This is a genomic window from Providencia sp. LY12 (assembly GCF_057621555.1).
Genome location: NZ_CM172594.1, coordinates 2,566,988 through 2,585,006, shown reverse-complemented (window position 1 = coordinate 2,585,006; position 18,019 = coordinate 2,566,988). Strand labels below are relative to the sequence as shown.

The 18,019-nt window shown below is 41.7% G+C and carries 15 protein-coding genes; 9 read left to right on the top strand and 6 right to left on the bottom strand.

The window, feature by feature from the left end; all coding sequences use genetic code 11:
- Positions 1-338 precede the first annotated feature (338 nt).
- The gene (locus ACY3ZI_RS12360) at positions 339-683 is read left to right on the top strand and encodes a hypothetical protein (RefSeq protein WP_108477942.1); all 345 of its coding nucleotides are present in this window, start codon (positions 339-341) and stop codon (positions 681-683) included.
- A 149-nt stretch (positions 684-832) separates the two neighbouring features.
- Here the strand turns inward: ACY3ZI_RS12360 and yeiP are convergent, their stop codons facing one another.
- From yeiP to ACY3ZI_RS12345, 3 genes are all read right to left on the bottom strand, one after another.
- Positions 833-1,405, bottom strand: a complete 573-nt coding sequence (yeiP, locus tag ACY3ZI_RS12355) for an elongation factor P-like protein YeiP (RefSeq protein ID WP_036953010.1) — start codon at positions 1,403-1,405, stop codon at positions 833-835.
- A gap of 142 nt (positions 1,406-1,547) precedes the next feature.
- Complete coding sequence (gene mtr / locus ACY3ZI_RS12350; RefSeq protein ID WP_487375269.1) at positions 1,548-2,792, bottom strand: tryptophan permease; 1,245 nt, start codon at positions 2,790-2,792, stop codon at positions 1,548-1,550.
- 147 nt (positions 2,793-2,939) lie between these two features.
- A complete protein-coding gene (locus ACY3ZI_RS12345; protein WP_211885969.1) occupies positions 2,940-3,380 on the bottom strand; it encodes a nucleotide triphosphate diphosphatase NUDT15 in 441 nt (146 codons plus the stop codon).
- 182 nt (positions 3,381-3,562) lie between these two features.
- On the opposite strand from ACY3ZI_RS12345, the gene fruK reads away from it, so the two are divergent.
- The gene (gene fruK, locus ACY3ZI_RS12340) at positions 3,563-4,498 is read left to right on the top strand and encodes a 1-phosphofructokinase (protein ID WP_036953017.1); all 936 of its coding nucleotides are present in this window, start codon (positions 3,563-3,565) and stop codon (positions 4,496-4,498) included.
- A gap of 81 nt (positions 4,499-4,579) precedes the next feature.
- On the opposite strand, the gene nfo is transcribed toward fruK, so the two are convergent.
- Positions 4,580-5,425 (bottom strand): deoxyribonuclease IV, encoded by an 846-nt coding sequence (nfo, locus tag ACY3ZI_RS12335; protein WP_132495314.1) that lies wholly within the window; start codon positions 5,423-5,425, stop codon positions 4,580-4,582.
- Between the two features lie 120 nt (positions 5,426-5,545).
- Entirely contained in the window at positions 5,546-6,625 is a 1,080-nt protein-coding gene (locus ACY3ZI_RS12330; protein ID WP_211885965.1) for a YeiH family protein, read from the bottom strand.
- 190 nt (positions 6,626-6,815) lie between these two features.
- Between ACY3ZI_RS12330 and yieE the strand changes: the two genes are divergently transcribed.
- On the top strand, positions 6,816-7,679 hold the full coding sequence (gene yieE, locus ACY3ZI_RS12325; RefSeq protein ID WP_036953026.1) for a DNA-binding transcriptional regulator YeiE: 864 nt from the start codon (positions 6,816-6,818) through the stop codon (positions 7,677-7,679).
- 145 nt (positions 7,680-7,824) lie between these two features.
- A complete protein-coding gene (locus ACY3ZI_RS12320; protein WP_036953029.1) occupies positions 7,825-9,312 on the top strand; it encodes an amino acid permease in 1,488 nt (495 codons plus the stop codon).
- A 76-nt stretch (positions 9,313-9,388) separates the two neighbouring features.
- On the opposite strand, the gene ACY3ZI_RS12315 is transcribed toward ACY3ZI_RS12320, so the two are convergent.
- The gene (locus tag ACY3ZI_RS12315; RefSeq protein ID WP_487375268.1) at positions 9,389-10,024 is read right to left on the bottom strand and encodes a TetR/AcrR family transcriptional regulator; all 636 of its coding nucleotides are present in this window, start codon (positions 10,022-10,024) and stop codon (positions 9,389-9,391) included.
- 101 nt (positions 10,025-10,125) lie between these two features.
- Between ACY3ZI_RS12315 and ACY3ZI_RS12310 the strand changes: the two genes are divergently transcribed.
- The 5 genes from ACY3ZI_RS12310 (at position 10,126) to dld (ending at position 17,956) form a co-directional block, all read left to right on the top strand.
- Positions 10,126-10,911, top strand: a complete 786-nt coding sequence (locus ACY3ZI_RS12310; RefSeq protein WP_211885962.1) for a DJ-1/PfpI family protein — start codon at positions 10,126-10,128, stop codon at positions 10,909-10,911.
- 383 nt (positions 10,912-11,294) lie between these two features.
- The gene (locus ACY3ZI_RS12305; protein ID WP_487375267.1) at positions 11,295-13,274 is read left to right on the top strand and encodes a ligand-gated channel protein; all 1,980 of its coding nucleotides are present in this window, start codon (positions 11,295-11,297) and stop codon (positions 13,272-13,274) included.
- Between the two features lie 186 nt (positions 13,275-13,460).
- The gene (locus tag ACY3ZI_RS12300) at positions 13,461-14,018 is read left to right on the top strand and encodes a hypothetical protein (RefSeq protein WP_211885959.1); all 558 of its coding nucleotides are present in this window, start codon (positions 13,461-13,463) and stop codon (positions 14,016-14,018) included.
- A gap of 524 nt (positions 14,019-14,542) precedes the next feature.
- Positions 14,543-15,925 carry an APC family permease gene (locus ACY3ZI_RS12295; protein ID WP_132495302.1) on the top strand — a complete coding sequence of 461 codons (1,383 nt, stop codon included), beginning with the start codon at positions 14,543-14,545 and terminating at the stop codon, positions 15,923-15,925.
- A gap of 303 nt (positions 15,926-16,228) precedes the next feature.
- Positions 16,229-17,956: a D-lactate dehydrogenase gene (gene dld / locus ACY3ZI_RS12290; protein ID WP_211885957.1), complete on the top strand. Its 1,728-nt coding sequence runs from the start codon at positions 16,229-16,231 to the stop codon at positions 17,954-17,956.
- The last annotated feature ends 63 nt before the right edge of the window (positions 17,957-18,019 follow it).

The window sequence follows — 18,019 nt, the reverse complement described above, 5'->3', positions numbered from 1 at the left end:
ATGAATTTAATTAGAGAATTGTTGATAGCAGTTCTAATTAATAAACATCTAATGTGATTGATGGATAAGATGACTAATTTTAATAAAATAGAAAGTGATTTGTTGTATAAATGAAATCAATTCCAATGAAATTTATTGTATATAAGTTAAATTTTAAACACTAAAAATCTTACCTCCCTTTGCGGGTTTCTAAAAATAAAAAATGGCGACCATATGTGAAATAACTATTTCCCTACTCAAATTAAGCTTATATCCGAAATTTATTAAACAACGCATCAATTAGATGTAAATAAATTCTAGTAATTGACGATAACTTAATTTTAAGCGGAGAAATTCTTGTGGATCACTCAGTAAAAAAAATAACATTAGCAGTATTTTCTTTAATGGCATTAACATTCGGTATGCACGCTAAAGCCTCTACACATAGCGAAGCAAAACCCGTTGCATCAGGTACTATCCACTTTGTCGGCGCGATTGTCGCATCACCTTGCGTTATCACGAGTATTGAACAGAGTATTGATACAAAATGTTGGAATGATGATGGAGCCGTTAAAACGACGTCAGTAAAGTTTAATAAATTGACTGAAAAAGGAACTGTACTTCCAAATCATAAAGGAACTCAAACATTCAAATGGATTAATAAGGAAAATAAAATAGGGGTTTACACGGTTATTTATGACTAATAACTAAATTGTCATTTTATATTAATTTTTGAATGTTAAATGGAATGCGTTTCTAGGATGAGTGATGTTTATTTATAATGACGCCTATGGGCGGAATGCCCATAGGTAATGTAAGCTTATTTTCATACTGAGAAAATAGAGCAAAATAATTAATCACAACGCCCCATATAACGGCGTTCAGGAATGTGAATACGGATTTTTTCACCGGTAGTTAAATATTCAGGAACTTGAACTGTTAAGCCAGTCGGCATTGTTGCAGGTTTAGTACGAGCACTTGCAGAAGCGCCTTTAATACCTGGTGTTGTTTCAGCAATCACCATATCGACAGTTTGTGGCAATTCAAGTGCTAGCACTTGCCCATCCATTGTTAAAACCTGCATTCCTGGTAAACCTTCTTCAGGAATAAATAGCAGCTCTTCTTCAATATCAGATTTTTTAAAGATATATGGGGTATAGTCTTCATTGTCCATGAACACATACTCATCACCATCAATATACGAGAAGCTTACCGCACGGCGAGTGAGTGAAATTGTGTCTAAAATATCATCGCCTTTGAAGCGCTCTTCAACTTTTTGGCCGGTTTTGATATCGGTAAAGCGCATTTTATACAGTGTACTTGCGCCACGAGCGCTTGGGGATTGGATATCAATGTCTTTAACCAGCAGTAATTTCCCGTTGTAGTTTATTGCAAAACCACGTTTGATTTCGTTGGCCTTAGCCATAAATAACCTTCTTTGTTATTAGTCAAAAAGAGTTCGACAAAATTACTCGCAGATAAGGGATTAGGCAAGATGTTAACATCAAAAAAATCCCTAGTTTTCACGCTAGGGATCTCTTTTTAACCAATGATTGTCTTTGAATAACTTAATAAACAGGCAATAAACCTAACAGAGACAAAATATGGGCTGCTGCGTTAATCAAACCAAATAAAATGACGAACCCAATCACAAAGCTTCCGCCGGGTGTTCGATAGCTATTATTAGGAAAACGCTTACGGCTTGCTCTTGCCATCATGGCAGGGACAATGACCGCCCAAATAGTGGCTGCAAGTCCTGCAAAACCGATGGCATAAATAAAGCCGTCAGGGAACGCTAAACCTAAAACTGTTGGCGGTAAGAAAGTAATAATGACTGATTTAAATCGCCCTTGATGGCTATCGTTAAATTTAAAGAAGTCAGCGATAAAATCAAATAAGCCGAGGGATACGCCTAAAAACGAGCTAGCTAATGCCATGTAAGAGAACAGCGTTAAAAATTGTGAAATAAAGCTACTCTGTGCGGAAATATTCATTTGATTCAGTAACGCACCAATATTGTTACCATTTTCTCTGATCGCAATAAAGGATGAGCGCGGAATATTACCCTGAATAGCATACTGCCATAAGATGTAGATAGTGACAGTAATTCCTGCACCGTACACTAAGCTCAACATGACACTACGGCTATCTTTATTGTAGTACTTCACTAATCCCGGCACGTTTCCGTGATAACCAAAAGAGGTCAGTAAATAAGGCAACGCAGCTAATGCATAAGGTAAATATTCACTTTGACTATTTTCATATTGGTCGAAGAGAACTAAAGGTGAAGCAGTTGTCACCATACCACCAATAGACATGACGAACGTGATCACCATCCCGCCAATTAAAATCGTACTTAACCTATCAACTGCACGGGTAGATAACCAAACAAAAAACGCGATAACGACCGCAAAAATAAACCCTGAAAGTGCTTGTGGAACTTGAACATATTGTGAAATGTTCTCTGTAATGATTGAGCTACCTGCTGAAATATAGGCATAGGTCAAAATATACAATACAAACGTAATGGAGAGGGTATTAATGGTATTCCAGCCAGAACCTAATAAATCTTTTACCATGGTATGAAAACTAGCACCTGCAGGGTAATTCATATTGGCTTCTAAAATCATTAATCCTGATAATAACATACAGATAAATGTGTAGATCAGTAAGACAACTGAACCGGAAAACCAAACACCTGAAGTCACCATCGGAATAGAAAACATACCTGCACCGACTGCGGTACCGGCTATGATCATTGAACCGCCTAAAATAGAGGGGCGCTTTGGTGGTTTTGTTACATCGGCTTCCATGATGACTCCTGAATGATTGCTTCACTGTACTAGCTGAACGATACATTAGGACTGAAATAATGTAAACATCTAAAAGATAATAAAATAAAAAATAATTAATGGTGATTACTATATGCACAAATAGGATAAAATTTGTGCATATGGGGTTTAGTGGTGAGGCTGATAAAAGCGTTTGTTGAGCCATAGCTCAATGGTATTACGGCTAGCTTCAAAATGAGGCTCAGGTAATGGGTCAGTTGGGGAGATCCACAACAGGCTTTCGCATTTATCCGATTCCATGATCTGTGGGGCTTTTTCTCCGTTATATTCCACATGCATGCAGATGGAAACGGTATGTTTTCCTTCTTGTTGGAAGGTTTCGATATTATTGCTGATACCAAATACGGTTGGGGTCTCGATATCAATACCAATCTCTTCTTTTATTTCACGGATTGCACAGGCTTCGAAAGATTCTCCTGGGTCAACATGGCCTCCGAAAATAGACCAGTAAGGCGCATGCTGACTGCTACGTTTACCTAGGAGAATTTGCCCTTGGGCGTTAGTAATCAGTACGCCGACACCAACAACAACATATTGAGGATCCGACATTATTTTTCCTTCTTCTTATTTTTATAAAGGAAAGAATTTTGCCACGTTACTTTCAAATTACAATCAGGAAAAAATACAAATATCACTGAAACTAACAGTTATTAGTGTTATAACTATGCCCTGAAAATCTTGTGATAAGACCGTCTGCACGAAGACAATAATGATAAGGGAGATAAGTGGTTATGACTCGCCGGGTTGCTACAATTACATTAAATCCTGCTTATGACCTTGTGGGGCTATGCCCTTCCATCGAAGTCGGTGAAGTCAATTTAGTTAAGACCGCTAGTCTCAATGCTGGAGGCAAAGGGGTTAATGTAGGAAAAGTCCTGCGTGACCTCGGTATTGATATCACTGTTAGCGGCTTTATGGGTAAGGACAACCAAGAAGAATTCCAACATTTCTTTAGTGAAAATGGCATGGCAAACCGCTTTAGCATGGTGCCAGGTCGTACGCGCATTAATGTTAAGCTCACAGAAAATAACGGTGAGTCGACAGACTTTAATTTCTCTGGTTTTGATGTCAGTAAAGAAGATTGGAACCGTTTTTCCACAGAATCCCTTAATTGGCTTGGTCATTTTGACATGGTGGTGGTAAGCGGAAGTTTACCTAATGGGATTGAACCTGAAGAATTCACACGTTGGATGACTCGTCTGCGTCAATTATGCCCTTGTATTATCTTTGATAGTAGCCGCGAAGCATTAAAAGCGGGTCTGAAAGCATCCCCATGGTTAGTTAAACCTAATCGTCAAGAGTTAGAAACATGGGTAGGGCGCAAATTACCTGATTTAAAAGATGTTATTGCGGCGGCACATGAGCTGCGTGATAAAGGTATTTCTCACGTGGTCATTTCCCTAGGTGAAGAAGGCGCTCTTTGGGTAAATGCTTCAGGATCTTGGCTTGCAAAGCCGCCTCAATGTGAGGTTGTCAGTACGGTAGGTGCTGGGGATTCAATGGTTGCAGGGTTAGCTTACGGGTTATTAAATGGTGAGACTAGCGAGCATACACTCCGTATGGCGACCGCAATTTCTGCGTTATCGGTTTCTCAGCCAGATGTTGGCTTAAAAAATCGTAATAAGCTGGCAGATATGATGGCGAAAATTGAGATGAAATCATTGTAAATATTGTACGATTATTTCATTGAGAAGGCGGCTATAGAAGGCCGCCTTTTTGTTTGCGATGGTTTTTGTCTATTAGCTGTCTTAGCTATTTTGTTGCGATTTTAACCATGCAATCTCTTGTGGCCAAATATCGGGATTGATGGTCTCTAAAATCAGCGGGATACCATCAAAACGTGGGTCTTTCATAATATAGCTAAATGGTGCATAGCCAATATTGCCTTCACCTAAGCTATGATGGCGGTCAACACGGCTGGCAAATTCACTTTTCGCATCATTAAGATGCATACCTTTTAAGAATTCAAAGCCCACAATATCAGAAAATTGTTGGAATGTTTTCTCGCAATCTTCTGCTGTGCGCAAGTCATAACCTGCGGCAAAGGCATGGCAAGTATCAATACAAACACCGACACGGCTTTGATCTTTCACGCGTTCGATGATTTTAGCTAGATGCGTAAAATCAAACCCCAGATTTGTCCCTTGTCCTGCAGTATTTTCAATGACGGCGATAACGCCTTCAGTTTCTTCTAAGGCGATATTGATCGATTCTGCAATACGCGCGAGGCAATCATCAACTTCAATTTGCTTAAGGTGGCTGCCGGGATGGAAGTTCAGCAGGTCAATCCCCAATTGCATGCAACGCTGCATTTCATCAATAAAAGCGACGCGAGATTTCTCTAATGCTTCAAATTCAGGGTGCCCCAAATTAATGAGATAACTGTCGTGGGGTAAAATTTGGTGCTTCCCATAACCGTATTTAGCGCAGTTTTGTTTGAAGCTTTTAATTACTTCGTCGCTAAGGGGGGCTGCTTTCCATTGACGCTGATTCTTGGTAAATAAAGCAAATGCGGTGGCTCCAATTTCATGGGCGCGAATGACTGCTTGGTCTACGCCGCCAGAGGCGCTGACATGTGCTCCAACATATTTCATGATTGACTCCTTTTTTCAGGAGTATGCCATTAATAACTAAAGAAATGAAACCAATAAAAAAGAACCGCTTATAAAAGCGGCTCAAAAAAGGAGACAAACTTAGCGAATAGAAAATGAGGGTTAAAACACCGACTGAATAACAACGTTAATCACGATACCGCCGAAAATTAACCAAGCGAACAAGATAGCAGCCATCAATAAAGGTTTGATCCCCGCTTGTCGAATCGCACTGACATGCGTTGTCAACCCTAATGCCACCATCGCCATCGCTAATAGGATGGTATCTAACGTAATAATTTGTTTAACCAGTTGCTCAGGTAATAAGTTGAATGAGTTAAACGCGGCGACCAAGATAAAAATCACCGCAAACCAAGGGATCGTAATTTTACTTTTTTGGGTGCCTTCTTGCGTGCTGGCCGCATTTTTACGGCTAATAAATGCAGATAAGATAATTAAAAACGGCGCCAGCATCATCACGCGTAACATTTTCGCTATCACAGAAGCATTTTCTGCATCTGGACCAATAGTATGACCTGCGGCAACAACTTGGGCGACTTCATGTACGGTTGAACCGATATAAATCCCGAACGTTTCTTGAGTCGCAGGGATCCAGCCGAAATGCGCATTTAACTGATATAACCATGGGTAGACAAAAATACCAATGGTACCGAAGATCACCACGGTTGAAACGGCAACTGCGACCTTACTTGCGGATGCTTTAACGACCGGCTCGGTTGCCATTACGGCAGCGGCACCACAAATACTGCTACCCGCACCAATTAACATGGTGGTTTCATCATCAAGTTTGAATACTTTTTTACCAAGCCAATAAGCTAAGAAAAAAGTTGAGGTTAATGTGAGCGCATCAATAATCAGTCCTGTGGCTCCCACGTCGGTAATTTGCTGAAAAGTCAGGCGAAAGCCATACAAAATAATACCGGCACGTAAAAAATAGTGCTTAGCGAATTTAATTCCTGCATCGCTACTTGTACTAATCGCAGGGTAAACGGTATTTCCCACACAAATACCAAGAAGAATAGCCAGAGTGAGCGCGCCCAGCCCGATATCCATAAACCATGATTGTTCACCAAGGTATATGGCAATGGCTGTTAAAATTCCCGCTAAAATGATCCCCGGAACAAGTTTTAGAATAGGGAATGAATTATTTTGTGTGATTGCTTTGGTTCCAGTTTTATCCATGACTACACTCTTTATGACGACTTAGATTAAGTTGGAATAAGCATATAACAAAAAATGTAATAATCTAAATTGATTGTTTTTGTATTATTTATCTAAAAAACAGATTAAGAGTTTCTTCTGGTATATTGCTAATAAATGATTAATATTAACAATATTATTACAACTACATAATCATCTTGGAGCTTTCTGTATGCGTATTACACTGAGGCAGCTTGAAGTTTTCACGGAAGTATTAAAAAGTGGCTCCACGACGCAAGCATCGCAATTATTAGCGTTATCGCAGTCCGCAGTGAGCGCTTCACTGACTGACTTGGAAGGGCAATTAGGTGTGCAACTCTTTGACCGTGTAGGTAAACGACTTGTCACTAACGAACATGGGCGCCTACTTTACCCAAAGGCATTAGCGTTATTAGAACAAGCATTTGAAGTCGAGCAACTGTTCAAAAAAGAGATGGGCGCAGTTCGTTTGGCGGCAAGTACCACAATCGGTAACTATATGTTGCCTGAGATTTTAGCCGGGTACCGTCATGATAATCCTGAAATTCCACTGGAATTATTTATCGGAAATACTGAGGAAGTCATTAAAGGCGTGATGGAGTTTCGGGCTGATGTGGGGCTGATTGAAGGGGTTTGCCACAGTCCTGAGCTTATTTCAAAACCGTGGTTAAAAGATGAGTTAGTGGTGTTTTCCGCACCAAGTAACCCATTAGCACAAAAAAAAGTGACTTTAAAAGAGTTAAAAGATGCGCCATGGATCTTGCGTGAAAGAGGTTCTGGTACGCGCGATGTACTAGATCAACTACTCTTTGCTCACCTTCCAGGATTCCATATTTTAATGGAGTTAGGTAATTCTGAAGCGATTAAACATGCGGTACGTTTTGGGATGGGTATCAGCTGTTTATCTCGACGTGTGATTGCGGAGCAATTAGAGAATGGCACGCTGGTGGAGCTTGAAGTGGAAGAGTTACAACTTGAGCGTACGTTATACCTGATTTATCACCGTCAGAAGCATCTTTCTAACGCGATAACGAATCTGCTGGATTATTGTAATTGACGTTTTATTCACTATAACGTGTTTTGCTAATAATTATCGCTGGATTATGAAGGTATCTTATAACAGCAAAGAGTTGCTTAGTTCTGCCGTTTGAGTTTGTTAGAATCCCCCGCGTTATTGACTGAAAATAAAATACAGGGAACAGATGGCAGAACAACATACAACGACATCGATGAGCGGCGGACCAAGATTACGTCGAGAACTAAAAGCTCGCCACCTCGCGATGATCGCAATTGGCGGCTCCATCGGAACCGGTTTATTTGTGGCATCCGGTGCCACAGTAGCACAAGCTGGACCGGGTGGAGCGCTCCTCTCATACGCCATTATTGGTTTAATGGTGTACTTCTTAATGACCAGCTTAGGTGAATTAGCTGCGTACATGCCAGTCTCTGGCTCCTTTGCGACTTATGGCGCAAAATATGTTGATGAAGGCTTTGGCTTCGCATTAGGTTGGAACTACTGGTACAACTGGGCGGTGACTATCGCGGTTGACCTTGTGGCTGCGCAATTAGTGATGACCTACTGGTTCCCAGATACCCCAGGTTGGATCTGGAGTGCTATCTTCTTAGCAATCATTTTCTTACTAAACTACATTTCCGTAAAAGGCTTCGGTGAAGCAGAATATTGGTTCTCGCTAATCAAAGTGACCACGGTGGTTATTTTTATCGTCGTTGGCGTGCTGATGATTTTCGGCATTATGAACGGCGCAGAAAACGCAGGTTGGCATAACTGGGAAATTGGTGATGCACCATTTGCTGGTGGTTTCTCTGCCATGATTGGTGTGGCGATGATCGTAGGGTTTTCATTCCAAGGTACTGAATTAATCGGTATTGCGGCGGGTGAGTCAAAAGATCCTGCGAAAAATATCCCTCGTGCGGTGCGTAAAGTATTCTGGCGTATTTTGCTGTTCTATATCTTCGCAATTTTAATCATCAGCTTAATTATTCCTTACACTGATCCAAGCTTGCTGCGTAATGACGTAAAAGATATTAGCGTGAGTCCATTTACACTAGTATTTGAGAATGCAGGTTTATTATCAGCGGCAGCGGTGATGAACGCCGTTATCTTAACGGCGGTTCTCTCTGCGGGTAACTCCGGGATGTATGCCTCAACGCGTATGCTGTACACCTTAGCTCGTGAAGGTAAAGCACCAAAAATCTTTGCTCGCCTCTCTAAAGGTGGCGTACCACGTTATGCATTGCTGGCAACCACGGTTGTGGCGGGTCTGTGCTTCTTAAGCTCAATGTTTGGTAACCAAACGGTATATCTGTGGTTATTAAACACGTCAGGTATGACTGGGTTTATCGCGTGGTTAGGGATTGCCATCAGCCATTACCGCTTCAGAAGAGGCTATATTGCGCAAGGTAGAGATCTTAATGACTTGCCATACCGCTCTGGTTTCTTCCCAATCGGGCCAATTTTCGCCTTTATCCTGTGCTTAGTGATTACACTGGGTCAAAACTATCAAGCTTTCTTAGAAGATAAGATTGACTGGGTAGGTGTTACCGCAACCTATATCGGTATTCCTCTATTCTTAGCTATCTGGTTCGGATATAAAATCGTGAAGAAAACCTCGATTATCCGTTATAAAGAGATGAGCTTCCCGTCATATAAAGAGAATTTAGAGAAGTAATTTTCTCTTAAAATTAAGATGTTAATGGGTAATGTTGGTCAGTGAGTTTGCTGACAACATTACCCATTTTTGTTTTCTAAGGGGATGACGTTGATTGGGTGTTTTCTGGTATAACTAGCGTTGCACGCAGCACCATCTCTCCCGCATCAATTAGCGCGGACAACTCCTCTTCTGTTTCGCCCGCTCTCGCCCGTAGCGATACTGAATGCAGTAATGCGATAAGCGTTTTTACCAGTAATCGCGCATTTTTAGGTTCACGTAAGGCCGATTTTTCCTTTTCGATACAAGTGATAAGCATCGTCTCCTGTGCAAAGATAACGTCTTTTAGGAAGGCTTGTACCTGTGGGTCATCGGTTTCTGCTACGGCAGTGGAGAGCACCATACAGCCCGTTTTACCGTCTACGCCGTTATACAAGGAGACGGTGGCTCGAAGCCAACGGCTAAGTCGTGCGAACAACGGCTCATTTGGCGATTGCTCAGCCAGCGCAGCTGCGTAATGTGCCTGCGCGATTTCACCAAACCGTGCCATTGCTAATTCATACAGTCGCGCTTTGTTTCCAAAAGCGGCGTAGAGACTCGGCTTTTTCATCGCAGTGACGTCAACCAAATCTTCAAGTGAAGTCGCGGAATACCCCTTGCGCCAGAATAACGCCATGATGTTATTTAGCGCTTCATGGCTATCATAATTTCGTGGTCTACCTTTTTGTGCCATTTTATTACCATTCAGTACAAAAATAGTTTACTTCATTGTATATCATATATTATCTTACCGATCAGTATAATAATGATGATTAAACAACCAAAGGTAATAGAATGAATAAATATGATTATGCCATTAGCACAGCCGCTGGGTTGACGACACCGTCAATTCAGGCGCTGATTGCAGGGGGGAGGGCGCAGCAATCTTCTTTACTTAAAGTGGGTATTTTTGTCTGCCCAGGATTTATGCCAATGGACATTAATGGAGCACAATCCGTTTTTACTATTGTGGGTGCTGAAATTTATTTTATCTGGAAGCGTAAAGAGCTGCTTGAGGGTTACACAGGGTGGCCAACTATGCCAACAATGACATTTGATGAGTGTCCTGATGATTTAGATGTTTTAGTCACGGGTATGGTGCCTCCAGAGGTTATTGAAGATCCTGAAGTGATTCAGTTTTTTGCACGGGTTGGGCATACCGCAAAAACGGTGATTGGTACTTGCTATGGTTCGCTAATGTTAGGAACGGCAGGGTTATTGCGGGGTAAGCGGGCAACCAGTAATAGCAATGTTGTCCCGATGCTACCAGATGTAGGGGCAATTGCTGTAGGGGGCAGTGATGTCGTCATCGATGGGTCGATTTATACCTCTGGGCCGGCAACCGGTTCATTTGACGCCTCACTGTTGGTGCTCAAAGCCTTGCGTGGAGAAGAAGTTGCCTCCCTTGTCGAATTGGCAATTGAGTATGATCCTCGCCCGCCGTTTCGTACCGGTTCCCCTGAACTCGCAGGTCCTGAAATGACGGGAATAGCGCAACAGATGACTGCACCACTAAACCAACAGTATCACGCAGCGGCAAAACGCGGTTACGCACAGTTTAACCAGAATATTAATCAATAACCTTCCGTATCTACTGTCTTCTCGCGCTTGTATTTAGCTTTCTTTTGATAAGCGCTCACCTTTCTTCGTTTTTAATCGGATCTACGACTGATGAATAATCAGCCGCAGATCTTGATTCAAAAGATTTAACCTTTGACTTAAGTCACACAATTCATCACGGAAAGTCATGAATCATTCAATAATGGTATTGATAAGTATTACCATTTACATTATTGTAACCGCCTGCGAATGAGAGTTAATTACTTAATTGATTTAGCTTCGAAAGTGGTAAACCTCAGAAAGTATCATGTCAAAAGAATAATAAACCTTTGGGGCGTTAGACGACCCATGCTGAGCATAGAAAATTCATTGTTAAGATAAAGAAATCTCTTGGAGAATTGGGAATGGTTGTTTTTACTAAAAGAAAAATAGCAGTTAGCATTATTGCGGCTATCACTGCGGTACCTGCTTTTGCGGATGACAGCAGCGATAAAATTTTTGTAACAACTGCATCAGGTTATCAGCAAAAGATTGAAGATGCGCCAGCATCAATTTCCGTTGTGACACGTGAACAGCTAGAAACTAAAGCGTATCGCGATGTGACGGATGCCCTGAAGGATGTCCCTGGTGTTCTTGTTACTGGTGGCGGTAGCAGCTCCGATATTAGTATCCGAGGGATGGATGCAAAATACACTATGATCCTTATCGACGGGAAACGTGTGGATACACGTAGTACTCGCCCAAATAGCGATGGTTCTGGTATTGAGCAAGGCTGGTTACCACCATTACCTGCGATTGAGCGGATTGAAGTAGTACGTGGCCCTATGTCATCGCTATATGGTTCTGATGCTATGGGTGGGGTAATTAATATTATTACTCGCCGTGTACAACAAGAATGGACGACCAGTTTACGTGCAGATACTACCATTACAGAACGCAAAAATTCGGGTAATACAGGACAAGGAAGCTTCTATACATCTGGACCATTAATTGACGGTTTATTGGGAGTTAAAGCCCAAGGACAGTATTCACATCGTAGTGAAGACAAAATCATTGATGGATTTAATCGTCAAATTATGACTAGTGGCGGAGCGACTGTGTCATTAACTCCAGATGATAAAAACACGTTTGATGCGGAATTTAAACGTGATAACCAGCATCGAGATGACCGTGAAGGTTATACAAATAAAAGGGGTGATGGTAGCGGTTTTAGTAAATATGAATTGACCCACATGGCGTTAACTCATACGGGTATTTATGACGTTGCATCGACGGACACTTATGTTCAGTACGATGAAACAAAAAACCCGGGTCGTAAAATGACCGCAGAAGACCTTGTGTTACGAAATCAAAGTGTCTTTTTATTAGGTGACCACAGCGTAAGTATTGGTGGGCAATACCGTAAAGAGAAACTGAAAGATGAAGGAAATAAGTTTAAACAATATAATGAATTAGACAGATACAGCTGGGCATTATTTGCAGAAGATGAATGGTTAATGACAAATGACTTTGCATTAACAGGTGGTCTGCGAATGGATAATGATGAAAACTACGGTGCTCATTGGACTCCTCGTTTATACGGTGTTTGGCATGCAGATGAGCAATGGACGATTAAAGGTGGTGTATCTACAGGCTATAAAGCACCAAGTTTACGTGAGTCGTCGGCAAACTGGGGACAAGCAACTGGTGGCGGTAAAGGAAATGCCGTCATTTACGGTAACCCAGATCTGAAACCAGAAAAAAGTATCACTGAAGAGATTGGTGTTATTTGGAATAATCAAGATAACCTAACCGCTGGGGTTACTATTTATAATACTGATTTCAAAGATAAAATCACGGAAATCAGACGTTGTGACAATAGCATTGACACAATCAGAGATTGTACATTAGCGGATGGTGAAGGTGATACCCCAGGTAAACCGTACCGTTTTGTTAGCGATAAAGCCAACGTTGACAAAGCAAGAATGCAAGGTGTTGAAGTGACTTTCAACTGGGGAATTCTTGATAACCTCGAATTTGCAGCGAACTATACCTATACGCACACAGAGCAAAAAAGTGGTGTAAATAAAGGTAAGCCGTTGAGTAAGCAGCCTAAGCACATGGTAAATACCACCTTAACTTGGGATACAACGGAAGATTTACAAACTTGGGGTCGTATGAATTTCCGTAGTGAAACTTCAGATTATCAAGGTCGTGGTCAGCAAATGAGTAAAGGAACACCTTCTTATGCACTGTTTGACCTAGGTACGAGTTATAAACTCAGTAAAAATGCCAACATTGTTGGTGGTGTTTATAACGTGCTAGACCGCCGTGTAGATCAAGGAACCTATGGCGCTGAATTAGAAGGTCGTCGTTATAATATCGGCATCAACTACAACTTCTAATTAAACCATTAATTTTTATTTATCTAAGCCCTTTGGTTAATCGCCAAAGGGCTTTTTTGTACTATTATTTAAAAAGAAAATAGGTATCCAAAAAGAAAATCAGTAATTCGGAATAAAGATATGGTTATTTACCGCTAACTGCGTCAATCTTCCTCACCGCGATATGGAGCCGAGCAGGAATAGACTATGCCCAAATTTAACCGTTATTTTAGAGCTAGTTGTCTGAGTTTTTTACTATTTATAGGCGGTATTTCCCATGCCCTTGCAGGTGACCCGGGACCTTACCGATTAGTTTTTCTCGATATCTCGCAATCACCGTATCAAGATGGTCAAAAATTATTAATCGAATTGCGCAAAATGGAGAGGCTATCCTCAGTTCAAAGAGACGCTTGCTTTATGTGTAATGGCAGTGATGATGGTGATTCCGATGTGGAAGTGTTGTATGTCTACTCAGTTCCGGTAGGGCTATCCATTGAAGCACTCCGTAAAGCCGTCAATGGTGATGTTGAGGCGAGAAACAGTATGCAATCGGTACTGGGTAATTTTAAAGACCAATATGATTATGGCGTGGATGGGTTATTGATTTATAACCATCAAGAGGGAAAAGTGACGGTCTATACGATGGATAACAAAGTCGGTAGTCCATTGCAGTCAGAAACCAAAGCCATAAAAAGTAAATTACTGCACTCAAGTTTAGATATGTTATTGGAAAAAAGTGCCGCGAAATTAGACCGACCGGTTTAGCATTTTATTAAGGATAATCAATCGGATTTAGTGTCATTTATCGTCTTAAAAGCATGTCATATTAGCTATCAGAACGGAAAGTCCAAAATTATCAGAATTTCTCATCGAAAAGGGGGCGTTTTGTTAACAAATTGGCTTGCTATTTACAGGTATGACGTGCAAAATGCGCGGACTAAAAAATGACTGATGCCTGATAAAAACCGGCATCGGTTTTTTTGCTTTTTAGGGTTCTTTCATTTTAACGGGGCCGGATATCAGGCCGGATAGATAAATAAATATTTACGTGTAGCTAATATTTCATGCTACAGCTTTGAGGAATGCTTTTATGGCTTACTTTTTCGCACTGGCAGCAGGGCCAAGCGGCCGTCGTTGCCGCATTGATGACTACGGAGCAAACACCGGCTTCGCACAGACGCTTTTCCACTTCTCTTCTTTCTTCTCTGCTTATAGGCAGATGCAAAGTCTTCCCAGTAACTGTCGATTGAGTCGAAGTACGCAATCGAAAGTTATGGGAGGGCTTTATCATGCAAAATAATTCCGTACCTTTAGATATCGGCCACAACCAAACTGGTGCCAATAACCGTGTTCAACTTGCGAAGACATTAACGCTTGTACAAGTTGTTATGATTGGTATTGCGTATATCCAGCCAATGACTATCTTTGATACTTTCGGAATGGTATCAGATAAGACGGGTGGTCACGTCCCGACTTCATACATTATTGCACTTGCTGCGATACTGTTTACTGCACTGAGCTACGGTAAGCTGGTTAAACGCTTCCCATCCGCTGGTTCAGCCTATACTTATGCCCAGAAATCAATGAGTCCACATATTGGTTTCCTTGTGGGTTGGACATCTTTGCTGTCCTACATTTTCATGCCAATGATCAACATCTTATTGGCGAAAATTTATTTACAAGATATTTTCCCGAATGTTGAACCTGCGTATTTTGTTATTGGTTTGGTTATTTTAATGACCGCCGCCAACTTACGAGGCATCAACGTGATTGCAAACTTAAGTACCGTGATTGCGATTATCCAAATGGGGGTAATGGCGGTATTTACAGGTTTAGTGATCCACGGGGTTTCAAATGGTGAAGGGACAGGGGAGATCTGGACATTCAATCCATTTGCAAATGAAAAAACTGAGATGATCCCGTTGATAGCTGGAGCAACCATACTCTGTTTCTCATTCTTAGGTTTTGATGGGTTAAGTTCACTGTCAGAAGAGACACCAAATGCAGGTAAAGTTATTCCTCGTGCAATTTTCTTAACAGCACTGATTGGTGGCGTGATTTTTATTACCGTTTCGTTCTTCTTACAGCAATTTTTCCCAGACGTTTCACGCTTTGCGAATATTAACGAAACACAGCCTGACATTATGCGATTTGTGGCGGGGTCCTTCTTCCAAGCCATTATCCTTGTGTTCTCCTGTGTCACGGTATTAGCATCCGGTATGGCGGCTCATGCGGGTAGTGCGCGTTTAATGTATGTAATGGGTCGTGATGGTGTATTCCCAGAAAAAGTGTTCGGCTACGTTAGCCCAACATGGCGTACTCCAGCTTATAACGTCTTATTAGTTGGCTTCTTAGCCCTCGGCGCTATCTGGTTTGAGATGGATTTTGCAACAGCATTAATTAACTTTGGTGCGCTGATTGCATTTACATTCGTCAATATTTCAGTGATTAGCCAGTTCTTTATCCGTGAACGCCGTATTAAAGGCTTCAAAAACATCATGAATTATTTGATATTACCGATCATCGGTACGCTAACAGTCTGTGTGCTGTGGCTGAATATCGAAGAAGATTCAATGGTTTATGGTCTGATTTGGACGGCGGTTGGTCTGGTGTATATGGCGGTGTTGACACGTATGTTCCGTAGGCCTATGCCGCAGATGAGCGACGTATAGATATATTCTTCATACTTCGCGTCGTAGCGTTGTTGGCATCATAAAGTCACCCGAATCACATACTCATGTATGCTCATCGGGATGACTTTATTTGCCGCCTAGCTACAACACGAATTATTTTGAATGTATGCGAGCATCAAAATAATTAAACTGCGAACTGCGAACTGAAATTGAAGATGAATAAAAACAGCGCCTTTGGGTGCTGTTTTTGTTTCTAAAGGGTATTAATAATTTCTTAACATATTAATCTTATGTGATATTGTGGATGGGTTTAATGACAAGACCCTGACAGGAAGGCATGAGATGAATGATGTAAAAAATCCTGAGAACCAACGATTATTACTCACACTCAGGAACATTGTTGGCAAAAAAAATATCCTTACCGAACCCCATAAAACAGAACGTTATCGCAAAGGCTTCCGCTCAGGAGTAGGTGATGCCATTGCTGTTGTATTCCCAACCACATTACTCGAACAGTGGTATGTATTTAAAGCCTGTGTCGAAGCTGACAAAATTGTGATCATGCAAGCGGCAAACACGGGGCTCACCGAAGGCTCAACCCCAAGCGGCTATGATTATGATCGTGATATCGTCATTATCAGCACGTTACGCCTAAACCAAATTCAAGTGCTACCTGAATTCAACCAAGTGGTTGCGATGCCTGGCAGTACGCTCTATGACCTCGAAAAAATCCTCAAACCACTAGGGCGTGAACCGCACTCCTTAATTGGCTCTTCATGTATTGGTGCTTCTGTTGTGGGAGGAATTTGTAATAGTTCTGGTGGCTCCCTTGTGCGTCGTGGTCCGGCTTATACTGAGTTGGCCTTATATGGACGCGTCAATGAAGATGGCAAGGTTGAGCTGGTAAACCATTTAGGTATCGAATTGGGGAAAACTCCAGAAGAGATCTTAACCAACCTACAAAACCGTCGCTATAGCAGTGAAGATATTGAAAATAGCGAAAAGTTGGCATCCGACCATGACTATGCTGAACGCGTGCGAGATGTCGATGCAGACACGCCATCACGCTTTAATGCGGACGAACGTCGGTTATTTGAAGCCTCAGGTTGTGCGGGTAAGTTAGCTGTTTTCGCTGTGCGCTTAGACACTTTCCCTGCGGACAAAGCCACACAAGTTTTCTATATTGGTTCAAACAATCCAGATGTTCTAGAAGACATTCGTCGCCATATCTTGAGTGAGTTTGAAAACTTGCCTGTCGCGGGCGAATATATGCACCGTGGCTGCTTTGATATTGCCGAAATATACGGTAAAGATACGTTCTTAATGATAGATAAATTTGGTACCGACAAAATGCCAACTTTCTTTACCATTAAAGGGCGTATGGATGCGGTACTGAATAAAGTACCACTGCTACCATCAAATTTAATTGACCGTACCATGCAACTGCTAAGCAAACTGTGGCCATCTCATCTACCACCGCGTATGAAACAGTTCCGTGACCAGTACGAGCACCATTTAATGCTCAAAATGGCGGGAGACGGTATTGATGAAGCCAAAGTCTGGTTGAAATCCTTCTTCGCCACAGCCGATGGTGGCTATTTTGAATGCACACCAGAAGAAGGCGCAAAAGCATTCTTACATCGCTTTGCCGCTGCGGGATCTGCCGTTCGCTATCATGCCGTACATAATAATGATGTGGAAGATGTCCTGCCGCTAGATATTGCACTAAGACGTAATGACCGTGATTGGTTTGAAAAATTGCCACCAGAAATTGAAAATCTGATTGTGCATAAATTATATTGCGGACATTTTATGTGCCACGTAATGCATCAAGATTATGTCTTGAAAAAAGGCGTAGATCCGAAAGAGCTGAAGCAAAAAATGTTGGAATTATTGGATGCGCGAGGTGCTCAGTACCCAGCAGAGCACAACGTCGGGCATTTATATAAAGCACCGGAACAATTGAAATCGTTTTATAAAGTGTCTGACCCAACAAATACCATGAACCCAGGTCTTGGAAAGACCACCAAACGGAAACATTGGGAAGGGGATTGTGGTTGTGACCACTAGGGCACTAGAACAATAAAAGATAATAAAAATGGGCAGGTTTTCTGCCCATAGTTGTCTCTGGTG